Annotated in this window: 25 protein-coding genes and 1 other RNA gene; 18 read left to right on the top strand and 8 right to left on the bottom strand. The window is 70.0% G+C overall.

Annotated features, from left to right (window positions below; genetic code table 11):
• Positions 1-12 precede the first annotated feature (12 nt).
• From KGQ19_RS17715 to KGQ19_RS17705, 3 genes are all read left to right on the top strand, one after another.
• Positions 13-795 (top strand): zinc ribbon domain-containing protein, encoded by a 783-nt coding sequence (locus KGQ19_RS17715; RefSeq protein WP_212010281.1) that lies wholly within the window; start codon positions 13-15, stop codon positions 793-795.
• 7 nt (positions 796-802) lie between these two features.
• On the top strand, positions 803-1,576 hold the full coding sequence (locus KGQ19_RS17710; RefSeq protein WP_230418824.1) for a histidine phosphatase family protein: 774 nt from the start codon (positions 803-805) through the stop codon (positions 1,574-1,576).
• 67 nt (positions 1,577-1,643) lie between these two features.
• Positions 1,644-2,273, top strand: a complete 630-nt coding sequence (locus KGQ19_RS17705; protein ID WP_212010280.1) for a hypothetical protein — start codon at positions 1,644-1,646, stop codon at positions 2,271-2,273.
• A gap of 36 nt (positions 2,274-2,309) precedes the next feature.
• Here KGQ19_RS17705 and yaaA read toward each other — a convergent pair whose 3' ends face one another.
• Positions 2,310-3,119 carry a peroxide stress protein YaaA gene (yaaA, locus tag KGQ19_RS17700; protein ID WP_368862118.1) on the bottom strand — a complete coding sequence of 270 codons (810 nt, stop codon included), beginning with the start codon at positions 3,117-3,119 and terminating at the stop codon, positions 2,310-2,312.
• A gap of 133 nt (positions 3,120-3,252) precedes the next feature.
• Here yaaA and KGQ19_RS17695 point away from each other — a divergent pair, with 133 nt between their 5' ends.
• From KGQ19_RS17695 to KGQ19_RS17630, 14 genes are all read left to right on the top strand, one after another.
• Entirely contained in the window at positions 3,253-3,552 is a 300-nt protein-coding gene (locus tag KGQ19_RS17695) for a hypothetical protein (RefSeq protein WP_212010278.1), read from the top strand.
• 40 nt (positions 3,553-3,592) lie between these two features.
• A complete protein-coding gene (locus KGQ19_RS17690; RefSeq protein WP_212010277.1) occupies positions 3,593-4,633 on the top strand; it encodes a PadR family transcriptional regulator in 1,041 nt (346 codons plus the stop codon).
• A 122-nt stretch (positions 4,634-4,755) separates the two neighbouring features.
• Positions 4,756-6,387, top strand: a complete 1,632-nt coding sequence (locus KGQ19_RS17685) for an RNB domain-containing ribonuclease (RefSeq protein ID WP_230418823.1) — start codon at positions 4,756-4,758, stop codon at positions 6,385-6,387.
• A 6-nt stretch (positions 6,388-6,393) separates the two neighbouring features.
• A complete protein-coding gene (locus KGQ19_RS17680; protein ID WP_212010276.1) occupies positions 6,394-7,101 on the top strand; it encodes a 4a-hydroxytetrahydrobiopterin dehydratase family protein in 708 nt (235 codons plus the stop codon).
• A gap of 245 nt (positions 7,102-7,346) precedes the next feature.
• The gene (locus KGQ19_RS17675) at positions 7,347-7,718 is read left to right on the top strand and encodes a VOC family protein (protein WP_212010275.1); all 372 of its coding nucleotides are present in this window, start codon (positions 7,347-7,349) and stop codon (positions 7,716-7,718) included.
• A gap of 137 nt (positions 7,719-7,855) precedes the next feature.
• On the top strand, positions 7,856-8,164 hold the full coding sequence (locus tag KGQ19_RS17670; protein ID WP_212010274.1) for a hypothetical protein: 309 nt from the start codon (positions 7,856-7,858) through the stop codon (positions 8,162-8,164).
• A 2-nt stretch (positions 8,165-8,166) separates the two neighbouring features.
• A complete protein-coding gene (locus tag KGQ19_RS17665; protein ID WP_212010273.1) occupies positions 8,167-9,654 on the top strand; it encodes a putative T7SS-secreted protein in 1,488 nt (495 codons plus the stop codon).
• 31 nt (positions 9,655-9,685) lie between these two features.
• Positions 9,686-10,108, top strand: a complete 423-nt coding sequence (locus tag KGQ19_RS17660) for a hypothetical protein (RefSeq protein WP_212010272.1) — start codon at positions 9,686-9,688, stop codon at positions 10,106-10,108.
• 47 nt (positions 10,109-10,155) lie between these two features.
• The gene (locus KGQ19_RS17655) at positions 10,156-10,773 is read left to right on the top strand and encodes a hypothetical protein (RefSeq protein WP_212010271.1); all 618 of its coding nucleotides are present in this window, start codon (positions 10,156-10,158) and stop codon (positions 10,771-10,773) included.
• On the top strand, positions 10,770-11,366 hold the full coding sequence (locus KGQ19_RS17650) for a hypothetical protein (RefSeq protein WP_212010270.1): 597 nt from the start codon (positions 10,770-10,772) through the stop codon (positions 11,364-11,366). The genes KGQ19_RS17655 and KGQ19_RS17650 overlap by 4 nt, the downstream gene beginning before the upstream one ends.
• A 22-nt stretch (positions 11,367-11,388) precedes the next feature.
• Positions 11,389-11,773, top strand: an RNA gene (gene rnpB, locus KGQ19_RS17645) — RNase P RNA component class A.
• Between the two features lie 47 nt (positions 11,774-11,820).
• The gene (locus KGQ19_RS53440) at positions 11,821-12,267 is read left to right on the top strand and encodes a class I SAM-dependent methyltransferase (protein ID WP_212010269.1); all 447 of its coding nucleotides are present in this window, start codon (positions 11,821-11,823) and stop codon (positions 12,265-12,267) included.
• Entirely contained in the window at positions 12,264-13,652 is a 1,389-nt protein-coding gene (locus KGQ19_RS17635; RefSeq protein ID WP_307856440.1) for a cryptochrome/photolyase family protein, read from the top strand. The genes KGQ19_RS53440 and KGQ19_RS17635 overlap by 4 nt, the downstream gene beginning before the upstream one ends.
• A gap of 122 nt (positions 13,653-13,774) precedes the next feature.
• Positions 13,775-15,274 (top strand): SDR family oxidoreductase, encoded by a 1,500-nt coding sequence (locus KGQ19_RS17630; protein WP_212010268.1) that lies wholly within the window; start codon positions 13,775-13,777, stop codon positions 15,272-15,274.
• A 268-nt stretch (positions 15,275-15,542) separates the two neighbouring features.
• On the opposite strand, the gene KGQ19_RS17625 is transcribed toward KGQ19_RS17630, so the two are convergent.
• From KGQ19_RS17625 to KGQ19_RS17610, 4 genes are all read right to left on the bottom strand, one after another.
• A complete protein-coding gene (locus KGQ19_RS17625) occupies positions 15,543-15,971 on the bottom strand; it encodes an SRPBCC family protein (RefSeq protein ID WP_212010267.1) in 429 nt (142 codons plus the stop codon).
• Between the two features lie 243 nt (positions 15,972-16,214).
• A complete protein-coding gene (locus KGQ19_RS17620; RefSeq protein ID WP_212010304.1) occupies positions 16,215-16,508 on the bottom strand; it encodes a DUF4193 domain-containing protein in 294 nt (97 codons plus the stop codon).
• 377 nt (positions 16,509-16,885) lie between these two features.
• Positions 16,886-17,527: an RNA polymerase sigma factor gene (locus tag KGQ19_RS17615; protein ID WP_212010266.1), complete on the bottom strand. Its 642-nt coding sequence runs from the start codon at positions 17,525-17,527 to the stop codon at positions 16,886-16,888.
• Positions 17,528-18,273: 746 nt separating this feature from the next.
• Positions 18,274-18,513: a hypothetical protein gene (locus tag KGQ19_RS17610; RefSeq protein WP_212010265.1), complete on the bottom strand. Its 240-nt coding sequence runs from the start codon at positions 18,511-18,513 to the stop codon at positions 18,274-18,276.
• A gap of 26 nt (positions 18,514-18,539) precedes the next feature.
• On the opposite strand from KGQ19_RS17610, the gene KGQ19_RS17605 reads away from it, so the two are divergent.
• Positions 18,540-18,926, top strand: coding sequence for a Rossmann-fold NAD(P)-binding domain-containing protein (locus KGQ19_RS17605; protein WP_212010264.1), 387 nt, complete (start codon positions 18,540-18,542; stop codon positions 18,924-18,926).
• A 321-nt stretch (positions 18,927-19,247) separates the two neighbouring features.
• Here KGQ19_RS17605 and KGQ19_RS17600 read toward each other — a convergent pair whose 3' ends face one another.
• The 3 genes from KGQ19_RS17600 to KGQ19_RS17590 form a co-directional block, all read right to left on the bottom strand.
• Complete coding sequence (locus KGQ19_RS17600) at positions 19,248-19,670, bottom strand: cupredoxin domain-containing protein (protein WP_212010263.1); 423 nt, start codon at positions 19,668-19,670, stop codon at positions 19,248-19,250.
• 137 nt (positions 19,671-19,807) lie between these two features.
• On the bottom strand, positions 19,808-20,680 hold the full coding sequence (locus KGQ19_RS17595; RefSeq protein ID WP_212010262.1) for a ferritin-like domain-containing protein: 873 nt from the start codon (positions 20,678-20,680) through the stop codon (positions 19,808-19,810).
• A complete protein-coding gene (locus KGQ19_RS17590; protein ID WP_230418820.1) occupies positions 20,677-21,486 on the bottom strand; it encodes a ferritin-like domain-containing protein in 810 nt (269 codons plus the stop codon). The genes KGQ19_RS17595 and KGQ19_RS17590 overlap by 4 nt, the downstream gene beginning before the upstream one ends.
• Between the last annotated feature and the right edge of the window lie 33 nt (positions 21,487-21,519).

Genomic DNA, 21,519 nt, shown 5'->3' with positions numbered 1-21,519 from the left:
ATTCACCCGGACATGTACAGATCAAGAAAAACAAGTCAAGAGAGAGGCACTGCCCTGAACGCGAACCCCGCCGACCAACTCCGCCTGCTGGACCTGCAAGGTCTGGACACCCGGCTGGCGCAGCTGGAGCACAAGCGCCGCACCCTGCCGGAGCTGGCCGAGGCCGAGAAGGTGGACCAGCGCCTGGCGGACCTGCGCGACGTCCTGATCGCCGCCCAGACCGCCGAGGGCGACGTGGCGCGCGAGCAGAAGAAGGCCGAGGCCGACGTCGAGCAGGTGGTGAACCGCGCCGCCCGGGACCGGCAGATGCTGCAGTCCGGCCGCGGCTCGGCCAAGGACCTGGAGAACATCCAGCACGAGCTGGAGACCCTGGCCAAGCGCCAGTCCGATCTGGAGGACGTGGTCCTGGAGGTTATGGAGCGGCGCGAGACCGCGCAGAACCGGGTCACCGAGATGACGGTCCAGCGCGACGAGGCGCAGACCCGGCGCGACGAGGTGGCCGCCGCCATCGCCAAGGCCACCGGGGAGGTCGACCGGGACGTCGCCGCGGTCACCGCCGAGCGCGGCACCATCGCCGGCGTCCTGCCCGAGGACCTGCTGGCGCTCTATGAGCGGATCCGCGCGGCCGAGTTCGGCGTCGGCGCCGCGGCCCTGCGCCGCCGCCGGTGCGAGGGCTGCCAGCTGGAGCTGGACATCAGCGAGGTCAACGGGATAAAGGCGAAGCCGGCCGACGAGGTCGTGCGGCACGAGGCGTGCGGTCGCATCCTGGTGCGCGTCCCGGACTCCGGGCTGTAGTCCGGCGATGGCGCGCGCGGAGGGTTCGGGCGGTTCAGGTGGTTCGGGCGGCTCGACCGGCGGCGATGTCGGCGGCGTCGGCGGGGTCGGAACCGACTCGCGGTCCCAGCCGAGCTGGTCCCCGGCCCCCGACCTCGGCCCGCCGACCACCCTCGTGCTGCTCCGGCACGGGGCCACCGCGCTCACCGCCGAGCGGCGCTTCTCCGGTGTCGGCGACCCGGAGCTGTCCGCAGTCGGCCTCGGCCAGGTCGACGCCGTGGCCCGGCGGCTGGCAGCGCAAGGCGGTATCGACGCCGGCCACGCCGGCCACGCGATCGACGCCGTCGTCGCCTCGCCGTTGCAGCGCACCGTGCAGACCGCGCAAGCCGTCGCCGACGCCGTCGGCCTGCCGGTCGAGCTCGACCCCGGCTTCCGCGAGACCGACTTCGGGCTCTGGGACGGCCACAGCTTCGCCGAGGTGCGCGAACGCTGGCCCGCCGAGCACCGGGCCTGGCTGGCGTCCACGGCCGTCGCCCCGCCCGGCGGGGAGTCCTTCGACGCCGTGACCGAGCGGGTCCTGGCGGCGCGCGCCGCCCTGCTGGAGCGGTACGCGCGCCGCACCGTCCTGGTCGTCTCGCACGTGACCCCTATCAAAACCCTGATCCGGGACGCGCTCGGCGCCCCGCTGGAAGCCCTGTACGCCATGGAACTCTCAGCGGCCTCGCTGTCCGTCCTCGCCTGCTACGCGGACGGGCGCGGCAGCATGCGCCTGTTCAACGACACCGCGCATCTGACCGGTTGAGGACAGGCCGAACGGATCTTCCGGGGCCTGCTTCACGGGGCGGTGATCGTGGATAGACTCCGGCCTCATGGAACGGATGGGCCCGCGGCGCGCGGGACACGAGAACGGGGATGAAACCGGCGCCGGGCGGACCGGTGCCGTCCGGGTCGCCGTGATAGCCGTGGCCGCGGTCGCCGCCCTGGCCGGCTGCTCGGTGACGGTGCAGCCGAAGAACGCTGCCGCGTCCCGCCCGCTGTCCTCCTCCCCGACGCCCTCGGCCGCGTCCAGCACGACCCCCAGCGCCAGCGCCACCGCGCCTTCCACGTCGGCCACGCCGACCCCGACGCCCTCCGACGTCGACCACACCGTGTGCGGCGACGTCCGCGACGCGCTGTCGACGCTGCAGGAGAAGCTGCCGGAGCACAAGGACTCCGCCTCGCGCACCGCACAGGACTACCGCAACGCCGGATACGCCCTGCGCACGCAGGCCAAGGACACGAAGAACTCGGATCTGAAGTCGGCGCTGGAGAAGGTCTCCGCGGACTACCTGACGGTCGGTTCCGACGCCGCCAACCACGACTCCACCGAGGCCGATCTGGCCAAGGTCACCGACGCCTCGAAGCCGCTGAGCACGTTGTGCGGTGGCGGCGGCAGCTCGTCGACGAGCAGCTCGACCACCAGCGGTGCCACGACCAGCAGCTCTTCCTCAGGCAACTGAGCCTCAGAGGAAAACGAGGCTCAGGCAACTGAGCCTTCAGCTCACCGAGTCCACCACGACATCGATCGTCCAGGCCGTCCCGGGCCTGGACGGCGCCGCGGTCTCGGTCCGCAGCCCCAGGTCCTGCAACGCCTCGGCGAGTTCCTTGGGGGTGTCGACCACCACGTCGCCGACCAGCAGCGCCCGGGCCAGCCGGCCCTTCGTCGCCTTGTTGAAGTGGCTCACGACACTGCGTTTCGGCACGCCGTCCACGATCCGCTCGTGCAGTACCCGCACGGTCGCGGTGCGCTCGGCGGCCGAGGCCGGGGCCTTCCACATCCCGGCATACATCGACGACCGCAGATCCACCACCAGCCCGGACGCCACCGCCGGGGCCAGCGCCGGGGTCAGCGCGGTCCGCCACAGCTTGGCCACCGGGCCGGCCTTGGGCAGCGTCACGCCGCCGGAGCAGCGGTAGGCGGGGATCGCGTCGGTCGGCCGCACCACGCCCCACAGGCCGGAGAACGTCAGTACCCGGGCTTCGGCGCGCTCGAAGGCCGCCGGGTCGTCGCGCCGCAGGCCCGGCAGGTCCAGGGCGTCGTAGAGCACGCCGGTGTAGCGGTCGGCGGCCGGCAACGTCGGCGCGGTCGCCAGTTGCTTGTCCGCCTCCAACTCCGCTGCCTGGTTCGGCGAGAGCCCCAGCACTTCCAGCGCCGTCGCCTGGCGGCCCCTGGCCACCCGGGCCAGCTCGGCCATCAGGGCTTTGCGGGTCTTGGCCAGCTGCGGGAGGGCCAGCGCGGCCAGGTCGACCGCCGGGCCGTCACCGGCCGGGGCCTTGCCTTCGGAGGGCGGGAGCAGGATCAGCACGGCGATCATTCTCCCGCATCCGGACCGCTCCGGGGTCTGCTGCCCGGCGGTTCCCCCGAACCGGTTTCCCCAGACCTTCCCCAGACCTTCCCCAGGTCTTCCCCCAGACCTTCCACGGATCTGTGCGCCGGGCTTGCCGAACGACAGTTACCGATATATCGTTGAGCTATCGAAGAACAACACCGGAAGTCGTTCCATCGAAGGGGAGATCGTGATGAACGAGGACCAGCGGCCGATCGCCGACTGTCGGGGATGGCGGCGCACCGAGCGCCGGACGCGGGCGGCCAAGGAGATCGAACAGGAGATCCGGCGGCGCGAGCGGCAGCGGGAGCGGCGGTTCAGCAGCCGCGGGGACGGTTTCGACCGGGACCGCCTGCGCTGCCTGCCGGTGCTGCCGCTGGCTGCGCCACCGGATGGTCCGTCATATCGTTGAGAGGCGACGACAGTCGCCGATAGTGGGAGTGGAGGCCGCGATGGCCGAGGAGCAGGACGACCAGCAGATCCGGGACGACCGGAACGATGGCGACGACATCAGCGACGACGTCAACGACAGCGTCAGCGGCAACAACGGCGACGACAACAGCGATAGCAACGGCGGCGACGACATCAGCCCCGAGCAGAAGCTGCGCGCGAAGCTCGAGGCGCTGGAGGCCAGGAACCACAAGCTCGAACAGGCCCTGGGCCAGCGCGAGCGGGACCGCAAGCAGCAGATCCAAGACGAGATCCGCGATCAGGCGGTCCGCGAGCACACCGAGGAGCGGGCCCGGCACCGCGAGGAGCGGGACGGCCGCCGCGGTGAGCGCGACGATCGCCGGGGCCCCCGGCGCGGCAGTGGCGGTCGCGGCGGCTTCAGCTGGACTTCGCCCGGCGCCCCGCCGCTGCCGCCCATGCCCCCGATGCCGCCGGGCGGTCCGCTGCCGCCGATCTCCGGCGCCGGCGGCACGTTCACCCCGTTCGACATCCTCGGCGGCCTCGGCGCGATGTTCGGCGGACCGGGCGCGCCGGGCGCACCGGGACCGCACAGCCGCGGCCGGCGGCACGGCGGCCGCAGCCGGGCCGGGCGCGGCGACGTGCGCATCACCGTGCTCATCCTGCTCGACGAGGGGCCGGCCAACGGCTACCAGCTGATGCAGGAGATCGAGCAGCGCACCAAGGGGGCGTGGAAGCCCAGCTCCGGGTCCGTCTATCCGGCGCTTCAGCAGTTGGAGGACGAGGGGATCGTCCAGACCACCGAGGGGGAGGGGCGCAAGATGTTCGCGCTCACCGATGAGGGGCGCACCTACGTGCGCGAGCACCGCGCCGAGTGGACCGCGCCGTGGGAGGGCGTCGAGGAGGAAGAGGGCCCCTCCGAGGAGGCCACCCGGATCCGCGACGTCATCGCCCAGCTGGCGATGGCCTACATGCAGGTCATCCAGGTCGGGACCGAAACCCAGCGGGCCGAGGCCTCGCGGGTGCTGGTCGGGGCCCGGCAGGCGCTGTACCGGATCCTGGCCGGGGACTTGTCAGAGGACTGACGTCCAGGTTTGTCCAGACCGCGGGCGATCACCGTCACGGCCGCGTCCGCGCCTCCGACGCGGCCGTGATGATGATCGCAGGACGCGTGCACCGGCCCACCGGCACCCCATAAGGTGCTGGCATGCCGCAAAGAGTGCTCACCGTCGAGGCCGCCGTCCCGGCCGCCGACCTGCGCGCGGGCTTTGACGCCGTCCGTGCCGAACTCCAGTTGCCCGGGCCCTATTCGCAGCAGGCCATGGCCGAGGCCGAGGCGGCGGCCAAGGCGCCGCGGATGCCGGCGGCCGACGCCACCGACCTGCCGCTGGTCACCCTGGACCCGGCGGAGTCGATGGACCTGGACCAGGCCATGCACCTGGAGAAGCGCGAGGGCGGCGGCTACCGGGTGCACTACGCGATCGCCGACATCGCGGCGTTCGTCGAACCCGGCGGCGTGCTCGATCTGGAGACGCACCGGCGCGGCGAGACGTACTACATGCCGGATATGCGCGTGCCGCTGCACCCGGAGATCCTGTCCGAGGGCGCGGCCTCGTTGCTGCCGGACCAGGACCGCCCGGCGCTGCTGTGGCAGATCGATCTGGACTCCAGCGGCGACACCACCGGCGTCGAGGTGCGGCGGGCCCGGGTGCGCAGCCGGGCCAAGCTGAACTACCAGGACACCCAGGCCGCGCTCGACAACGGAACGGCCGACCCGGTCCTGCGACTGCTGCGCGAGATCGGCACGCTGCGCCAGGACCGCGAGGCCGAGCGGGGCGGGATAAGCCTGAGCGTGCCGGCGCAGGTGGTGGTCGCGGACGGCGACAGCTGGTCGCTGGAGTACCGCACACCGCTGCCGGTGGAGAACTGGAACGCGCAGATCTCGTTGCTGACCGGCATGGCCGCCGCCGAGCTGATGGTCTACGGCGAGATCGGGCTGCTGCGGACCATGCCCGACCCGCCGGAGTTCGCCTACCACCGGCTGCACCGGGTCGCCCGCGCGCTGAGGATCCGCTGGCCGGACGGCGTCAGCTACAGCGAGCTGATCCGCAAGCTGGACCCGGCGATCCCGGCGCACGCGGCGTTCCTGCAGGAGACCACGACGCTGATGCGCGGCGCCGGGTACACGGCCTTCGACGGCGGCGTGCCCGAGCGGCCCGGCCACTCGGCGCTGGCCACGACCTACGCGCACGTCACCGCGCCCTTGCGGCGCCTGGCGGATCGGTACGCGGGCGAGGTGTGTGTGGCGCTGTGCGGAGGGGCTGAGGTGCCGGACTGGGCACGCTCGGAGCTGCCGAGGCTGCCGGCGGTGATGGAGGGCGCGGACCGGCGCGGGTCGGCGGTCGACCGGGAGTGCGTGGACCTGGTCGAGACGATGCTGCTGAAGGACCAGGTCGGCCAGGAGTTCGACGCGGTGGTCATCGACCTGAACGAGCGGATCGACTGGGACCACAACGGCAAGCCGGACGTCGGGATCGTGCAGCTGACCCAGCCGGCGGTGCGGGCCCGGTGCGACGGCCACGATCTGCCGCTGGGGCAGCAGATCGAGGTGCGGTTGGCCGAGGCGAACGTGACGACGCGGCGGATACTGTTCGAGGCCACGGATCCGCGGTACACGGTGCGGGATCGGCCGGTGAAGAACAACAACGGCGGTGGCGCCGGCAACGTCGGCGGTGCCAGCAACGTCGGCGGTGCCAACAACAGTGGCAGCGGTAACAACGGCGGCGGCGGCAACAACGGTTCCGCTGCCGCGACATCCGAGAACGCTGATAAGGGGTGACCAGCGATGGCTGCTGAGGCGGAACGAGTCCTGCGGTACCGCGAGGCCTCCGAAGCGGTCGAGGCGACCGGGTGGCGCTACCTGCTCGGGACGCTCCGCACCGCGGTCGCGGTGACGTCGCTGGCGCAGGCGAGCGAGGTCGTGGCCAAGGCCGTCGAGGCCTGCGCCTCCGAAGCCGATCGCCACCTGTGGTTCGACGTGCGGGCCGGCCGGGTCGTGCTGGTGCTCCAGTCCCTGGACGCGGCCGCGGTGACGAACGTCGACGTGGAGTTGGCCGGCCGGGTCTGGCTGGCGGTACGCGAGGTCGGGCTGGAGACGTCGCCGGACGTCGGCGGCGAGGACTCCCGGGCCGTGCAGCTGGTGGAGATCGGGGTGGACGCGCTGGACATCCCGGCGGTGCGGCCGTTCTGGAAGGCGGTGTTCGCCTACGCGGACGAGGTCCTGCCCGCCGGCCCGACCGACGCGCTGGTCGACCCGCAGCGTCAGGGCCCTGCGATCTGGTTCCAGCAGATGGACGCGCCGCGCCCGCAGCGCAACCGCGTCCACTTCGACATCTGCGTCCCGCACGACGAGGCGCAGCGCCGGATCTCGGCGGGCCTGGCCGCCGGCGGGCGGCTGACGTACGACGCGGAGGCGCCGGCGTTCTGGGTGCTCGCCGATCCCGAGGGGAACGAGGTGTGCATCACGACGTGGCAGGGACGGCAGCCTGATTAGGCCGGAGCAGGGCTCGGCGCACGGGCCCGGGACCTGACGCACGGAGTTCGCCAGCAGGCGTACGTGGTTCGAGGCCAGGCGCGTCGAGCGGGCCGGCGGGGATCTGGGGGATCTGATTGGCGGGGCCCGGACCGGTGGGTCCCGGACCGACGGGGCCCAGACCGACGGGGCCCAGACCGGCGAATGCGCCCCGGGCTCCGGCAATGGGCTTGCCCGGCCGGTGCGTGCGCCACCAGAATCCGATCATGACTTCTCTCATCCACCACGTGACCGTTGACTGCGCCGACCCCTACAAGTTGGCGTCATTCTGGGCCCAGGTGTTCGACACCACCGTGCATCCCGAGGACCAGCCCGGCGACGGCGAGGTCGGGCTGATCGGCTCGCAGCTGCTGTTCATCCAGGTTCCCGAGTCGAAGTCCGTCAAGAACCGCGTGCACATCGACCTCCAGCCGCAGGACCGGACCCGCGACGAGGAGGTCGAGCGGCTGCTCGCGATCGGCGCCGCCCTCGTGGCCGACTTCCGCAAGTCCGACGGCACCGGCTGGGCGGTCCTGACCGACCCGGAGGGCAACGAGTTCTGCGTGGAGCGCAGCCGCGGCGAGCGCGAGCCGAGTTAGAACCCTGAGAATCCCCGTGGTCAACCCCCGATCCGGGGCCGGGCCGTCCCAAATATGCCGCCAGGTCGTGACCTTCGTCGCGGTTGGTAAGTAAGGTAACGCCCCGTTGCGACGTATCACGGGAGGGACGGGGCGCGATGGCCGACCACATCAAGATAAACACCTCGACGCTGCACGACATCGGGACCCAGCTGGGCCGGTTGCGCGACGAGTTCAAGCACTCGACGGACCTCACCGGCCACTACACCGGCTCCATGGGGTCCGGCGACGTCGCCGACGCGATGCACAACTTCGCCTCGGACTGGTCGAAGAAGCGCGACCAGCTGACCCAGGGCCTGGACACCCTGGCCACGACCGCGACCCAGGCGGCCGACCATTGGGACGGCATGGACAAGAGCTTGGCGGACGTGCTGACGAAGGCGGATAAAAACGGCGGGGGTAAGTAGCCATGGGGCACATCGACGCCAAGAGCTTCGACTGGCAGGGCGCCGTCCTCACCCAGGGCAATCTGATCCCGGGGGAGCCCTCCGACGTCGCCCGGCTCGGCAAGCAGCTGCGGGGCATCGCCGACGAGATCAACAAGCAGGCCGCGAACCTGCGGAACCTGGTCGACGGCGAGGGCTGGGACTCCGACTCCGGCCGCGCGTTCGCCGGCAAGGTCGGCGACACCGCCAGCCTCCTGCAGAAGGCTTTCGGCCGCTACGACGAGGCGGCCAAGGCCCTGGGCACCAACGTCCGCGCCTCCGGCCCGCACGACGAGGTCTCCTGGCCCTCGGGCACCGAGTGGGCCTCCACCCTGGAGCTGGCCCAGGTCAAGGCGCAGGACGCGCTGAACCGCGGCAAGACCGCCGACACGGACTCGCAGACCGCGCAGAAGCAGATCAACGCGGCCAAACAAGCCAATCACGGCCAGCCGGACACCAGCCCGGCCGCCACGAAGCTGGCCGACCAGCAGACCGCCTCCGACGGCGACCTGCAGAACGCCGCGAACGACCTGAACCACGCCATCGACATCCGCGACTCCGAAGGCAAGGCGGTCGCCGGCCAGATCAACGACTACATCAACACCGACGGGCTGAAGAACCCCAAGCACCACTGGTGGGACGTCGACTGGAAGGACCTGGTCGCCGACATCGGGCACATCGCCGGGGCGATCGCCGGCTTCGCCGGAATCCTGGCGCTGGCGCTGGCGTGGGTACCGATCCTCGGCGAGGTGCTGGGGGCGATCGCCTTGATCGCCGGTGCGATCGCGTTGGTGTGCGACACGATTTCCGCGCTGGACGGCAAGGGCAACTGGTTCGACGTCGCTATAGACGTTGTGGGGTTGCTGTCTTGCGGTGCGGGCCGCGCGATCGGCAGCATGGCGAAGGCCGCAGACACCATCAAGGTCTTCGATACGGCCTTCGAGGCCACCGGGGATCTCAGCAAGTCGCTCAAGTTCGCCGACACCGGCCTGAAGGACCTGTTCGAGCTCAAGTCTGCCGGCGGGATTCTCAAGGTCGGGGTCACCGACTTCCTCAAGGGCATGACCACCGGTCCGCTCACCGACTTGGGCAAGGAGTGGGGTGAGGCCGGCGAAGCTCTCAAGGCAGGAAAGAACATCTTTCAAGTAGCCCGTGGCGGATGGAACGGCCTGGCCGGCTTCGGACCGAACCTGGTCAAGGACTCCCACTGGGGCTTCCAACTGGCCGGGTGGGGCAACGCGACGTTCCCGTTGGGGCTCGGTCTGGCGAATCTGCAGATCCCGACCAATTTCGGGTGGGAGCCCGGCTTCTTGGGGCCGAACCTGTTCAAGAGCCACAACTTCCTGGGGTCCAACGACTCCGGCGGGTTCTGGGACCACCAGTTTCCGGGGCTGTCGAACGTGAACATCCCGGCGGTCGACATCGCCGCTCCCGGGCTCGCCGAAGGTCTCGACGCGCTAGCCAATCTCTGACCTGCATCATCGCACCTCATAGGATCGCAGCATGGACGCACCGCTGACGCCGCAAGAACTCCTCCGCCTTCTGGACAGCATGTCGTTCTTCCAGAAGCGGGCGATTGGCAAAGCCGGCTACCCGTGGCCCCCGCTGGCCGCGCTGGCCGCGCTGGCCGTGAACCCGAACGGCTCGGCCATGGCCGAAGCGGTGTTGGCCTGTCACACCGACCTCCTCGGGCGTGAGCCGCGCCCCGGGGAGGCGGAGCTAGCGCAGGCCGCGCGAGACCACATGGCTTCGCTGACCTATGCGCCGGACGAGCGGAGGCTGTCGGACCGGAACCTCTCAAGCGGACGTGGCAAGCGTGTCGGTACGCCTGAAGACCTCGCGGAGATCGACAGGCTCATGCAGGCGAGGAAAGAACGCGAACGGGCAGAGAAAGAAGCCGAGCGCGCCGCCCGCCGTCGCAAGTAAGCAGCCGTGACCGCCTGTGCGACGGTCTTCACACAGAAAGCCGACCAGTGACCGAGGACACCGCCTTACCCGTCCAGGACCAGCAGCTCCCGCCGCCCCGCGATTACCGCATCGCCACGCCTGAGGGCTGGGAACGCATCGTCCTGAACCCGGAGGCCTGGGATGCCTCGATCGCGCGCATCGTCGACAAGCAGTTCAAGGGCGTCGACAATGCTCCGCATCTCAAGGCCCAGATGCGCGAGAGTCTTGCGGCCCAGGCGCGGCAGGCGCTCGCCGCCGGCGGTCTGGAGCTGTACCTGTCGCTGATGCAGGCCGCCTCCGTGCCGCTGCCGGGGAGCCTGTTGGTCACGCTGATCCCGCCGCGTCCGGGCCGGACGCCGCCGCCGTTGGACGACCTGGCCACGGCGTTCGCGGCCGACGGCGACGACGTGCGGATGGTCGACTTCCCCGCCGGTCCGGCGCTGCGCCGGCGGTGGAGTGAGGCGGCCGACGCGCAGCAGCAGCTGGGGAACACCCGGCCGGTCGAGCATCTGGACTTCCACCTCGCCGTCCCGTACTCGGAGGCCTTCCTGGTGCTGTCCTTCTCCACGCCGATGGTCGAGCTCGCCGAGGCCCTGGACGGCCTGTTCGAGTCGATCGCCTCGACGCTGCGGTGGCTGCGATGAGCACCCTGGCCGGGGCCAAGCTCGGGCTCCCCGTTCCCGACGAGGCCATTCAGCTCCCGCTCGGCGAATCGGGCGATCTCGCCGCCTGGGCCGAGTCCGCCGCGCGGGCCCGGCTGGGATACGAGGCTTCGCCGCAGGACGTCGCCGAGTTCGCCGACGTCCTGCTGACCGCCGGCACAGACTCCGAGCAGCGCGGCGCCACGCTGGCCTTCTGGTACTCGCCGTTCCCGACCGGCGGGGAGGTCGCGCGGATCGAGGTGCGCGACTACGTCCCCAGCGAACGCCAGCCTGACGTGCCCGAGCTCGCCACGGTCGTCGACTGGTTCGCCTCGCCGCTGGCGGGGGCGATGGAGGAACCCGAGGTCGTCTACGGTGAGACACCCCTGGGTCCGGCCGCGCGCCTGAAGATGCGCGTGCTGTCCGACGGGAACACCGAGGGCGCCATGACCGTCCTGAACAACTCGGTCTACATCATCCGGCCGCGTGAGCGGGAGTGCGTGCTCGTGCTGAACGTGACGTGGGCGTCGGGGGCGTTCACCGCCCAGCTGGACACGCTCGCCGACCAACTCGCGCAGGGACTGCGGATCCTTTGATCGGCGTATACTGATCGCGCGGCGAGTCGGCGAGGCGATCGCGGCATCGGGTGACCGGTGTCGAGGAAAGTCCGGACTCCATAGGACAGGGTGGTTGGCAACACCAACCCGGGGTGACCCGCGGGACAGTGCCACAGAGAACAGACCGCCCGCCGTGAGGCGGGTAAGGGTGAAACGGTGAGGTAAGAGCTCACCAGCGCCCGGGGTGACCCGGGCGGCTAGGTAAACCCCACCCGGAGCAAGGTCAAGAGGGCCCGGGCGACCGGGCCTGCGCAGGCGTTCGAGGGCGGTCCGCCCGAGCCTGCGGGTAGACCGCACGAGGCGCGCGGCAACGCGCGTCCTAGATGGATGGTCGCCACTGTGCCTTCGGGCGCAGGACAGAATCCGGCTTAGGACCGGCTCGCCGCATGTCCTGCGTCGCCACGGTGATCTTGTCGATTTCTTGTCAGGAGAAATGATCGCGGCGGATCGCGCGTCCCCTGGTGTTCGTGAAGACCAGATGGAACGTCTTCCGCGGTCCATTCCGGTGGTCCCATGGCAGGGTGATCGCAGTGGTCCCGTAGGCCTCGATGCGGTCGGCCAGAGCAGCGGTCGAGGTGTCCATCAGGTCCGGGGTTCTGATCTTGCCTCGCTTCGGCAATGCGAAGTGCGGCCCATCGGTGTAGCGGATCTGCAAGCAGACATCGAGGGCGTGGAGGCCATGCGCGAGCACTACGTCCGTACGGTACGGCTATGGCTGGCTACTCTCGAAGCGCGCTGGCCCCAGGCGGTCGAATTGGTCGGTGTCGAGACCGCCCGGGTGTGGCTCCTCTATCTGGCCGGCGCCGCGCTCGCTTTTGAGCAGGGGCGCATGGGTGTCGACCAGATTCTGGCTGTCCGATCGGCTGGAATGGAACGGTGAACCAGACAAGTCTCCTAGGTACGTCGCCCCGGCCGGTGGTGGCGCTGTTCACCCGTGACCTGCGGGTCCACGACAACCCGGTCCTCACCGCCGCGGCAGAGTCCGGAGCCGGTCATACCGTGCCGTTGTTCGTGCTCGACGACAGTATTCTGCCGCGGATCAGCGGACCTCGGCGGCGGTTCTTACAGGAGTCGCTGGCCGACCTGGACGCCGGGCTGCGCCGCCTCGGGGGCCGGCTGGTGCTGCGAACCGGCGACGTGGTCGCCGAGGTGTGCCGCGTGGCTGTCGAGACGGGAGCAACGGAGGTGCACCTGGCGAGGGATGTCACGGGTTACGCGCAGGCGCGGCAACGGCGACTCGCGTCGGCGCTACAGGCCCAGGGCGCGGTCCTTCACTTGCACGACCAAATCCACACCATCCAGCCGCCCGGCGAACTACGGCCTGCTGACCGTGACTACTACTCGGTCTTCACTCCGTACTGGCGGCGTTGGGCCGAGGCGCCGTTGCGTGCCGCGGCCGTCACGCCGCGACTGACCGTGCCTGACATCGCCGGGCTGCCGCTGCCAGACCCCGGTCCGGTCCGGGCGGGCGTGTTGCGCGGGGGCGAGACCGTCGGTCGGCAGCGGGCCCGGCAGTGGCTGGAGCACACCGTGGAGCGCTACGAAGAAATCCACGATGACCTCGCTGCCGACGCCACCTCGAAACTGTCGCCATACCTGCACTTCGGCTGCCTGTCCGCGACCGGACTCGCGGCGCGTGCGGGCCGTGATCATCCAGGTCCGGGCCCGCTGGCGTTCCTGCGGCAGCTGTGCTGGCGCGACTTCCACCACCAGGTCCTCGCGGCGCGTCCCGACGCGGTCCACACAGACCTGCGGCCGCGCGGTGAGTGGGCCGAAGACCCGGAAGCACTTGCCAGTTGGGCCGAGGGCAGAACCGGCATCCCCATCGTGGACGCCGGGATGCGGCAGCTGGCGGCCGAGGGCTGGATGCACAACCGGGCCCGGCTGATCACCGCCGGCTTCCTGGGCAAGACGCTGGGGATCGACTGGCGGCTCGGCGCCGCACACTTCGCGCTCCACCTGCTCGACGCCGACGTCGCCAACAACGTCCTGAACTGGCAGTGGGTGGCCGGAACCGGCATGGACACCCGTCCGAACCGCGTGCTGAACCCACTGCGCCAAGCTGCGCGCTACGACCCCACTGGGGAGTACGTGCGCCGTTACGTCCCCGAACTCGCCGACCTTACGGACCCGGCGCACATCCATCAGCCGTGGCGCCTGGGACCGGTCTCGCTGCGTCAGCGCGGCTACACCGCGCCGATCGTCGAAGTCAGCGGAGGACGAGTCGGCGGGCGGACCGTCGCGTCGGCCGAAGCGCTGTTCTGAGCGTGGCGGACCGCCGATGCGTCGGCGGTGTCGGTCACACCGCCCCTGTGCCCGATCCAATCTCGATCTCGACACCGACGGCTCAGAATGCGCCGCCGTCCCTGGAAACGGACCATGGAACCGTGAACCCCACTGTGTTGGTGACTGGAGCGACCGGCTACATCGGTGGACGGCTGGTTCCCGAGTTGCTGACGGCAGGGTTCAAGGTGCGGTGCCTGGCGCGTGATCCGGACCGCCTGCGCGATCACGGCTGGACCGATCGTGTGGAGCGGGTGCGGGGCGATGTGCTGGCGGCGCAGACGCTCCGGCCGGCGTTGGCCGGTGTCGACGTCGCGTTCTATCTGGTGCATTCCCTGACGACCGGCGCCGGTTTCGAGCAGACGGAGGACGAGGCGGCGCGCAATTTCGCGACCGCGGCGAAGGACGCGGGGGTCTCGCGGATCGTCTACCTCGGGGGTATGGCGCCGCAGGACACGCCGGTGGCCGACCTCTCCCCGCATCTGCGTTCCCGGGTCCGGGTGGGGCAGGTGTTTCGGGCTTGCGGCATCCCGACGGTCGAACTGCGGGCCGCGGTCGTCATCGGATCCGGATCGGCGTCGTTCGAGATGCTGCGCTACCTGACCGAGCGGCTGCCGGTCATGGTGACGCCGCGTTGGGTCGGCACCCGGATCCAGCCGATCGCGGTTCGCGATGTACTGCGGTATCTCGTCGGTGCCGCCGTGGCGCCCGATCCCGCGGTCGGCATCGGCGGCGTCTTCGACATCGGCGGGCCCGACGTGCTGACCTACCGCGAGATGATGCTGCGGTACGCCCGGTTGGCCGACCTGCCGAGGCGGCTGATCGTCGCGGTCCCGGTGCTGACGCCGGGGCTGTCCAGCCAGTGGGTCGGCGCGGTCACCCCGGTCCCGGCGTCCATCGCCCGGCCGCTGGTGGAGTCGTTGCGTCATGAGGTCGTCTGCGGCGACCGCCGGATCACGGAGCTGGTCCCCGATCCGCCCGAAGGGCTGCTCGGCTTCGACGGGGCGGTGCGGCTGGCCCGCACCCGGGTGCGGGAAGCTGCCGTGACGACCCGCTGGTCCTCGGCGTCGATGCCCGGCGCACCGAGCGATCCGCTGCCCACCGACCCGGCGTGGGCCGGCGGCAGCCTCTACCGCGATCTCCGCGAGGCCGAGGTCGACATCCCGGCGGAGCGGGTGTGGCGCGTCGTGGAATCCATCGGCGGTGAGACCGGGTGGTACTCGTTTCCGCTGGCGTGGGCGATCCGGGGGTGGCTGGACCGCATGGTCGGCGGGATCGGGCTGCGCCGCGGTCGGCGTGACCCGGAGACCCTGCGTCTGGGCGACACGCTCGACTTCTGGCGGGTCGAGGCACTGGAGCCCGGACACCTCCTGCGCCTGCGCGCTGAAATGAAGCTGCCCGGTCTGGCCTGGCTGGAGATGCGCGTCGAACCGACGGCTGGAGGCCGGACCCGCTACCGGCAGCGGGCACTGTTCTTCCCCCACGGGTTGTTCGGCCATCTGTACTGGTGGTCTGTCGCTCCCTTCCACGCCGTCGTCTTCGGCGGTATGGTCCGCAACCTGCTGCGGCGGGCGGCGCAGGAAGACCCCGGCGGGGCGTCATGATGACGATCAGCAGCGCGCCGTCCGGCACCTGCCCGATCGCCGCCGCCCCGAGCGCGGCCACCACCATCAGCAGGTCGACGTCCAAGGTCTTCTCGCGCAGTGCCTGCAACCCGGCCCGGCCCGGCTCCCCGCTGTCGGCGGCGAGCACCAGAGCGGACAGCGGCCCCAGGCCCAGGCCGACGCGCCGAGCAGTTGTCGGGTATTGCGGCGTCGATCGTCACCGCACTCGAAATCCGCGTGTCCGGTGTCCGGCGCCTCGGGGAGGTGCTCACAGCGTTTCGAGAGCCGTTGTGAGCGACGTCTCGACTTCGTCAGCCAGGGTCTCGAAGCCGCGGCGCAGCAGGGGTCCGGCGAGTCGGAGCAGGCCGTTGAACGTGATCTCCGCGTTGTAGGTGATCGTGGTCGTGGCTTCGTCGGTGGAGAATCGCAGGTCGTCGGTCGCGGTGGCTTGCTTGTTGTGGCCGACGAAGGTGAGTCTGGCCGGCTCCAGTCGTTCCAGGCGATAGTCCAACTCGGTGATCCGGCCGTTGAAATCTGACACGTTCCGCCAGGTGGAGCCGACGACGATGGGCCCCTGATCGGTCCGCATGCAGCTCATCGTGCCTGGATCCCACTGCACCGCGTTCCCGAAGTCGGCAAGGTAGGCGACCACGGTGTGCTGAGGGCGGTCGACTCTGATGGTGCGCTGGACTTTCACGGCGGAGCCCTTCGTTTCGGTGCCAAGAGGCGATGATCGTCTCCTGGTATCTAGAGACGAGGTGGGCATGGATGAGCGTCCGGATCCGATCCAGATCTCTGCCCGGCCATCAGGATGATCGCGCGGGATCAGATGCAGGCGTACGGCGTCTGGATGCACGCTGAGGACGTTGGTGCGGTGAGCGTGATGCAGATCTCTGTATGCGTGACGCAGATCTCTGTATAAAGCCGCCGCGGAAGTGGGTCAAACGCAGTTTTTGCAGATCCATTCGCGGCGATTATGGCGGGCCAGGAGGCTTCGGTGTTGGACCAGAAAGCACCTGGTGCAGGTGAACTCGTCGCTTTGGGGCGGCAGGACTCGAACGGTCAGCTGTTCGTTCGAAAGGTCCGCTCCGGGCAGCTCCAGTGATTCGTTGTCACTTTCGTCCAGTTCAGCCACCTGGACGACGGCTTTGGTGCGGGTGGCTTTCAGCTCCTCGATGCTGTCCTCGGCGAGGTCCTCGTCGGTCTTGCGCGGGGCGTCATAGTCCGTAGCCATGGTTCCTCCAAAGATTTTGGCGTACGCGTCCACTGGAACGCGGTACGACGAGATAATATTTCAGCTATCCGCAATCCCGCTATTTGTGGCGGTGCCCGAGTCGCGGCATCCCTGATGAGCCCCGCCGAAATTGCTTGCGCGGCCCATGGTGTCCAGTCCGCGGAATTGCAAACAATTCAGCTGGCTCATAGCCGCCGGCGCGGCGGTCGGCCGCCGTGACAGCTGCGGCGTCCAGTACTGCGGCGATGGCCGGCAAGCGAGAACCGGCGGTCAGGCTCGCCGCAGCAGGGTGACTGCGAGCCGCCGCACGCGTGCGAGCCTGGGGACAGAACGCGAAGCGGTGGAGGCCGCGTGCCCGTTGCCGGTATCGGCGTCGATCAGAGCTGCGATCCGATCGCGACTGTCGGTCCTTGTCTGGGCGAGGCGAGCGGCGTCTCCACGTGGGACGAAACCCTGCTGATGCGCAGGACCTTCCCGACGCGGATGAGGGCTTCGTCCAGCAGAGCGGCTGCGTCCTGCTTGGACAACTCCAGCGTGCGTGCCAGCGTTCTGAGCGGTAGCCGGGCGTAGCAGCCCAGCAGGATCGCATCGCGCTGCCGTTCGGGCAGGGCCAGCAGCGTCTGATGCACGTGCCGGCACTGGCGCTCAGAAGCGGCTAGCGGTTTCACCGCCGGTGGCTGCGGACCTGTGGTGGCCCGAACGGCTGTGGTGGCCCGAACGGTTCGGCGGACCGCAATGCGCATCGCCCATGCTGTCGCCGCCTCCGGATCCGACGGGCAACTCGGGGCGGCGCGCCACACACCTTCGAACGCCTGCACGGCGGCGGCTTCGGCAAGTTCGTGGCCGCAGGTCACGGCTTCGGCCATCGCCCAGACTCGCGGGGCCAGGATGGCGTAGACCGCTGCGAAGGCGTTGCTATCGCCTGCTGCGACCTGCTGGAGCACCTCGACGAGTCGGCACTCTTCCTTCTCCGGCGAAGGTGTGGCCCGCGGCGCGGCGCGGCTTGTGAGCAAGGACATCGGGATCTCCCTCGGATGTGGCGCTCGGCGGGTGGCGCACGTCTCGTCAGGGTCTGGGACGAGCCGATATAAGGCTGCTGCTACCAACCGTTGCGGAGAGCGGCACATGCGCGACGGCTGCGGCTCGACCCGGGCGGTATCCCGTACCTGATGGTGAATACGCCCGTTCGGCGCGGGACCCTGCCTGCACGGTTGGCGGACGAACACCCCTGCCCGGACTCGGCCAGGTAGCTGGACTCCGGTGGAGGTTCGACCGGCTTCGATCTCGCGCAATTCAGGAGCGTCACGCCGGAGAGATCGAGACAGGTTCCGCAGCTGCGGATGTACATGAACCGTTGTACCGACACCGGGAGTTCGGTGGCGGTGGCGAGGTCGCCGCGCACAGCGGCGACAGTGCGGTCCAGGCACCGCCGGGGCAGGTAGACGTCCATGACTCCGGGCCTTTGGCAAGGCGCGACCGCGCATCAGCAGCAGGGCCGGAGGCGAGCGGCCTGGGCGAAGACGTAGCGGCGCCGGTTCAGTGCGCCGGGGTCCGGGACGCTCGGGGGCTACAAATAAGGCTACACCCCGCCGATACGACATGGGCGATCATCCCGGCATGCCGGATTCGTGCCTCACTGCGACGCGGTTGTTCGGGAGCGGGCTGGGCTCACCGTGAACCCGATCATCGGCCGTGGACCGGGGAGTCGAATCGCTCCTTCGCCAGAGCCCTGATACAAGCAGCCTGACGAGATCGCGGACGGTTGTTAAGCGGACGCTTCTGGGTCGATGACGCGGCTGAGCCAGTCCCCAAGTAGTGCGCGCTCGTGGGGGGTGAACATCACGAGGTCGGGCAGCGCGGCGTGCAGGGTGAGCGCTGCGGTGGCCGGAACGGCGGGCGCGGCGGTGTGCTCGCCGGCCAAGACGGTCGCGCATGCCCCCTCCCAGGCCAGATCTGCGAGGGATTCGTCTCGCGCGTCCGCGGGCTGGTCGATGAGGGTGAACACGACGCCTGTGCCGGCTGCGCGGAGGCGTGATCGCTGTACCCGGCGACGGGCCGGTGTCGTGGACCGCGCGCGAGGACGCTGCGGAAGCAGCCGCCGTCATCCTCGCCTCCAACGGCGTATACGACGGCCCAACGACGCTGACCGCGAGCGCCGCACCGACGTTCCAGGAGATCGCCGCGGTCGCCTCAGAGCTGACCGGTCGCACCATCGAGTTTGTGGCCATGGACGAGGACGAGTGGGTCGCCGCCCAGATCGACCGCGGCGAGCCGGAGTTCAGAGTGCGCTTCCTGCTCGGGTTCTACCAAGCAGCGCAGCGGGGGTGCTTCGCCGGCGTCGACTCTCTGCTTGGCAAGCTCCTTGGCCGGGAACCGCGAACAGCGCGCGACTTCCTCTCCCAGACTTCCGCCGGATAGGCGGCTTCGCGTGGCGAGGGTGTCGCCCTGATCGCCAGCGCGTGGGCCATCTGTTTGGGAGGACACGGCTTTGCCAGTGAAGCCGAAGGCCGTGGTCCGAATGCTGCTCAGCGCGGTGCGCGAGTGATGTATTGCTCTGATGCAATCGGCTGCGCTGCGCGGGGCCACCTATGGAGTACAGGCTGCGTTAGTGCTCTGGCGTGGACCGGTCTAATCCGGGCGATCTGGAAGTGCGGCGGTGCTCGGCATCATCGGCGCCGTCGTGTCGTGCCCGGCCCGCCTCACGCTCAAGCCCGGCGGTGAAGCCAGTTCTCCTATCCGCTACTTGACGATGAGCGTGCCGTGCATGAACTGGTGGATCGTGCAGATGTAGGAGTACGTGCCGGGCGTCGTAGGGGCGGTGAACGTCGCTGTCTTGCCGGGCGCGATGTCTCCGGTGTCGAACGCCTTGCCGGTGGTGGCGGTCAGGGTGTGGGTGGTGGAGTCGTTGTTGACCACGGTGACCGTCTGGCCGGGTGCCACGCTCAGGTCCGTGGGGCTGAAGGCGAAGTTGGCGATGACGATCTGCGAAGCGCTGACCGGGGTGCCGGCGGTGCCGGAACCAGAGCTGGAACTTGGTGTGGAGGGAGTGCTGGTCGGCGCGGCGGCCGGGTGAGAGCTGGTTCCGGAGCACGCCGTCATTGTCAGCGCGGTCGCTGCCGCCAGAAGTGTCGCGGCGGCGGTCTTGCCGGGGAAACGGAGCACGGCGGCATCCTCACTGGTGGATCGGGGCCGGAGCCCGGATTCGGCGTACAGCGTGGCGGTGGTGCGCCATCCGACATTTCGGACGGCGCACCACCGTTGTACCGCCGGTCCATGTCAGAGGCGCGGCGGCGGCTCGTTCAGACCGTCAATAGGGTGGGGCTGGCGGCCAAGCTCGTGCCCAGGAAGTCGTCCGGCACCGGGTACTGGCCGATGACGAAGTTCAGGATGGCGGCGTGCATGGCCTCCACCGGGGCGATGCTGGCCGCGGTCGCGATGCCGCCGGGGCTGGTGACGTTGGCGGCTGCGAACAGGTAGGTCTGTGCCGCCTGGTCCTCCAGCCGCAGCGCGAGTTTGGCCACCCCGCCGACGTCGGTGACCGCGCCCAGGGCGGACAGGGTCGCCGCCTGGTTGGACAGCGGCACACCGGTGATCGCGGGCACTTTGGCGCCGGTCAGTACTGCGTTCCAGGCCTTGGCGTGGTCGGCGTGCTGGCTCATCGCGGTGGTGGCGAATGTGCCGACCGCCGGCGGGACTGTGCCGAGCTTTCCGGCCTTCGCCGCCGCGAGTGCCGCGGTGTAGGCGCCCACGGCCTGGTTCTCCAGTGCGGTGGCCAGCGCGACCACCTTCAGGTCTCCGGTGTAGACGCCGGCGCCGGACGATGACGTCGACGGCGACGGCGTCGTGTTGGAGGTGCCGCTGGAGGCGGCGCCGGTGGTACTGCCCGGAGCCGCGGACGCCTTTGTCGATTTGCTGCTGGAGCAGGCCGCGAGCGCCAGGGCGGCGGCGGCACCGCCGGCCCCGATGAGGAAGCGGCGGCGTGAGGCGACGCGCTGCTGCTCCTCTTGCGCCTGGGTCACGGCGCCGGAGTCGCGCAGTTGCTCGCTCAGGTCGTCGGCGGCGGCGTACATGGACGGCAGGTACTCGTGGTGTGCCTGGTCCAGGTCCCGGGTCATGCGGGACAACTCGCCCTCGCTGATCGGCAGCTCCCAGCCACCGTTGACGGTGCTCACTGCACGGCCCCTTCGCTGATCGGCGAGGCGTTCTTGGTCGGGTAGAACGAGTCGGGGAATCCGACGCTGCCGGCGGCGGAAGGCAGCTTCGCGGCGTCGGTCGGGATGGCGATCAGCTCCGGGGCGCCGCCGGCCAGCAGCGCCTGCACGGCCAGCAGCGTGGCGCGGTGCTGGGCTTCGACCGGGGCCACCGAGCCGAACAGCTTGCGCAGCGCCGGGGTGCTGACCTGCGCGACGTTGGCGGTGTAGGTCTCGGCCGCGACGTCCTCCAGCGTGATGGCCAGCTTGACCACGTCGGCCGGGGTCTTGATCGAGGGCAGCATCTGCTGCACCACGGCGGCGTACTTCGGATTGGCCGCGGTCTGCGCCTTGCCGCCGGCCTGGGTGGCCGCGGCGTTGAACGCCTGCGCGTGCGCGGTGTGCTGGGTCGTGGTCTTGGCGATGAACGCCGCCACCGTCGCGTTGCCGCCCTTGATGAACGGCAACCCGGCCGCGGTGGTGTAGACCGTGACCGCCAGGTTCTCGATCGACGCGGCGGTCTGCAGCGCCATGATGTCGTCGCCGGCACCGGCCGCGCCGGCCCGGGCCGCGCCCAGCAGGACGGCGCCACCGGCGGCACCGGCCAGCACCGAGCCCCGACGCCACCTGCGGCGCCGCGGCTCGGCTTCGGGTTCGGGTTCGGGTTCGGCCTGCGCGTACTCGGCCAACGCCTCACGGGTGATACGAACCGCGTCGCTGTTCAAGTCCTGCGACTGCTCGGTCAACTCCTCCAGCAGCCGGGTATCGATGAGCTCTTCAGCCATCATGCCCCATCTCTGTCGCGCGCCCGAACGGAAACG

The organism is Catenulispora pinistramenti (assembly GCF_018274385.1).
Classification (GTDB): domain Bacteria; phylum Actinomycetota; class Actinomycetes; order Streptomycetales; family Catenulisporaceae; genus Catenulispora; species Catenulispora pinistramenti.
Note: the sequence above shows the minus strand (reverse complement) of the source record. Positions and strands in the feature narration are given on the sequence as shown.

Coding starts and splice junctions, on each gene's coding strand:
- KGQ19_RS17675 (WP_212010275.1), top strand. CDS start 7,347: ATGACTTCTCTCATCCACCACGTGACCGTTGACTGCGCCGACCCCTAC.
- KGQ19_RS53440 (WP_212010269.1), top strand. CDS start 11,821: ATGATCGCGGCGGATCGCGCGTCCCCTGGTGTTCGTGAAGACCAGATG.
- KGQ19_RS17620 (WP_212010304.1), bottom strand. CDS start 16,508: ATGGCTACGGACTATGACGCCCCGCGCAAGACCGACGAGGACCTCGCC.
- KGQ19_RS17690 (WP_212010277.1), top strand. CDS start 3,593: ATGGCCGAGGAGCAGGACGACCAGCAGATCCGGGACGACCGGAACGAT.
- KGQ19_RS17710 (WP_230418824.1), top strand. CDS start 803: ATGGCGCGCGCGGAGGGTTCGGGCGGTTCAGGTGGTTCGGGCGGCTCG.
- KGQ19_RS17685 (WP_230418823.1), top strand. CDS start 4,756: ATGCCGCAAAGAGTGCTCACCGTCGAGGCCGCCGTCCCGGCCGCCGAC.
- KGQ19_RS17615 (WP_212010266.1), bottom strand. CDS start 17,527: ATGTCCTTGCTCACAAGCCGCGCCGCGCCGCGGGCCACACCTTCGCCG.
- KGQ19_RS17680 (WP_212010276.1), top strand. CDS start 6,394: ATGGCTGCTGAGGCGGAACGAGTCCTGCGGTACCGCGAGGCCTCCGAA.
- KGQ19_RS17670 (WP_212010274.1), top strand. CDS start 7,856: ATGGCCGACCACATCAAGATAAACACCTCGACGCTGCACGACATCGGG.
- KGQ19_RS17705 (WP_212010280.1), top strand. CDS start 1,644: ATGGAACGGATGGGCCCGCGGCGCGCGGGACACGAGAACGGGGATGAA.
- KGQ19_RS17660 (WP_212010272.1), top strand. CDS start 9,686: ATGGACGCACCGCTGACGCCGCAAGAACTCCTCCGCCTTCTGGACAGC.
- KGQ19_RS17665 (WP_212010273.1), top strand. CDS start 8,167: ATGGGGCACATCGACGCCAAGAGCTTCGACTGGCAGGGCGCCGTCCTC.
- KGQ19_RS17715 (WP_212010281.1), top strand. CDS start 13: ATGTACAGATCAAGAAAAACAAGTCAAGAGAGAGGCACTGCCCTGAAC.
- KGQ19_RS17590 (WP_230418820.1), bottom strand. CDS start 21,486: ATGATGGCTGAAGAGCTCATCGATACCCGGCTGCTGGAGGAGTTGACC.
- KGQ19_RS17650 (WP_212010270.1), top strand. CDS start 10,770: ATGAGCACCCTGGCCGGGGCCAAGCTCGGGCTCCCCGTTCCCGACGAG.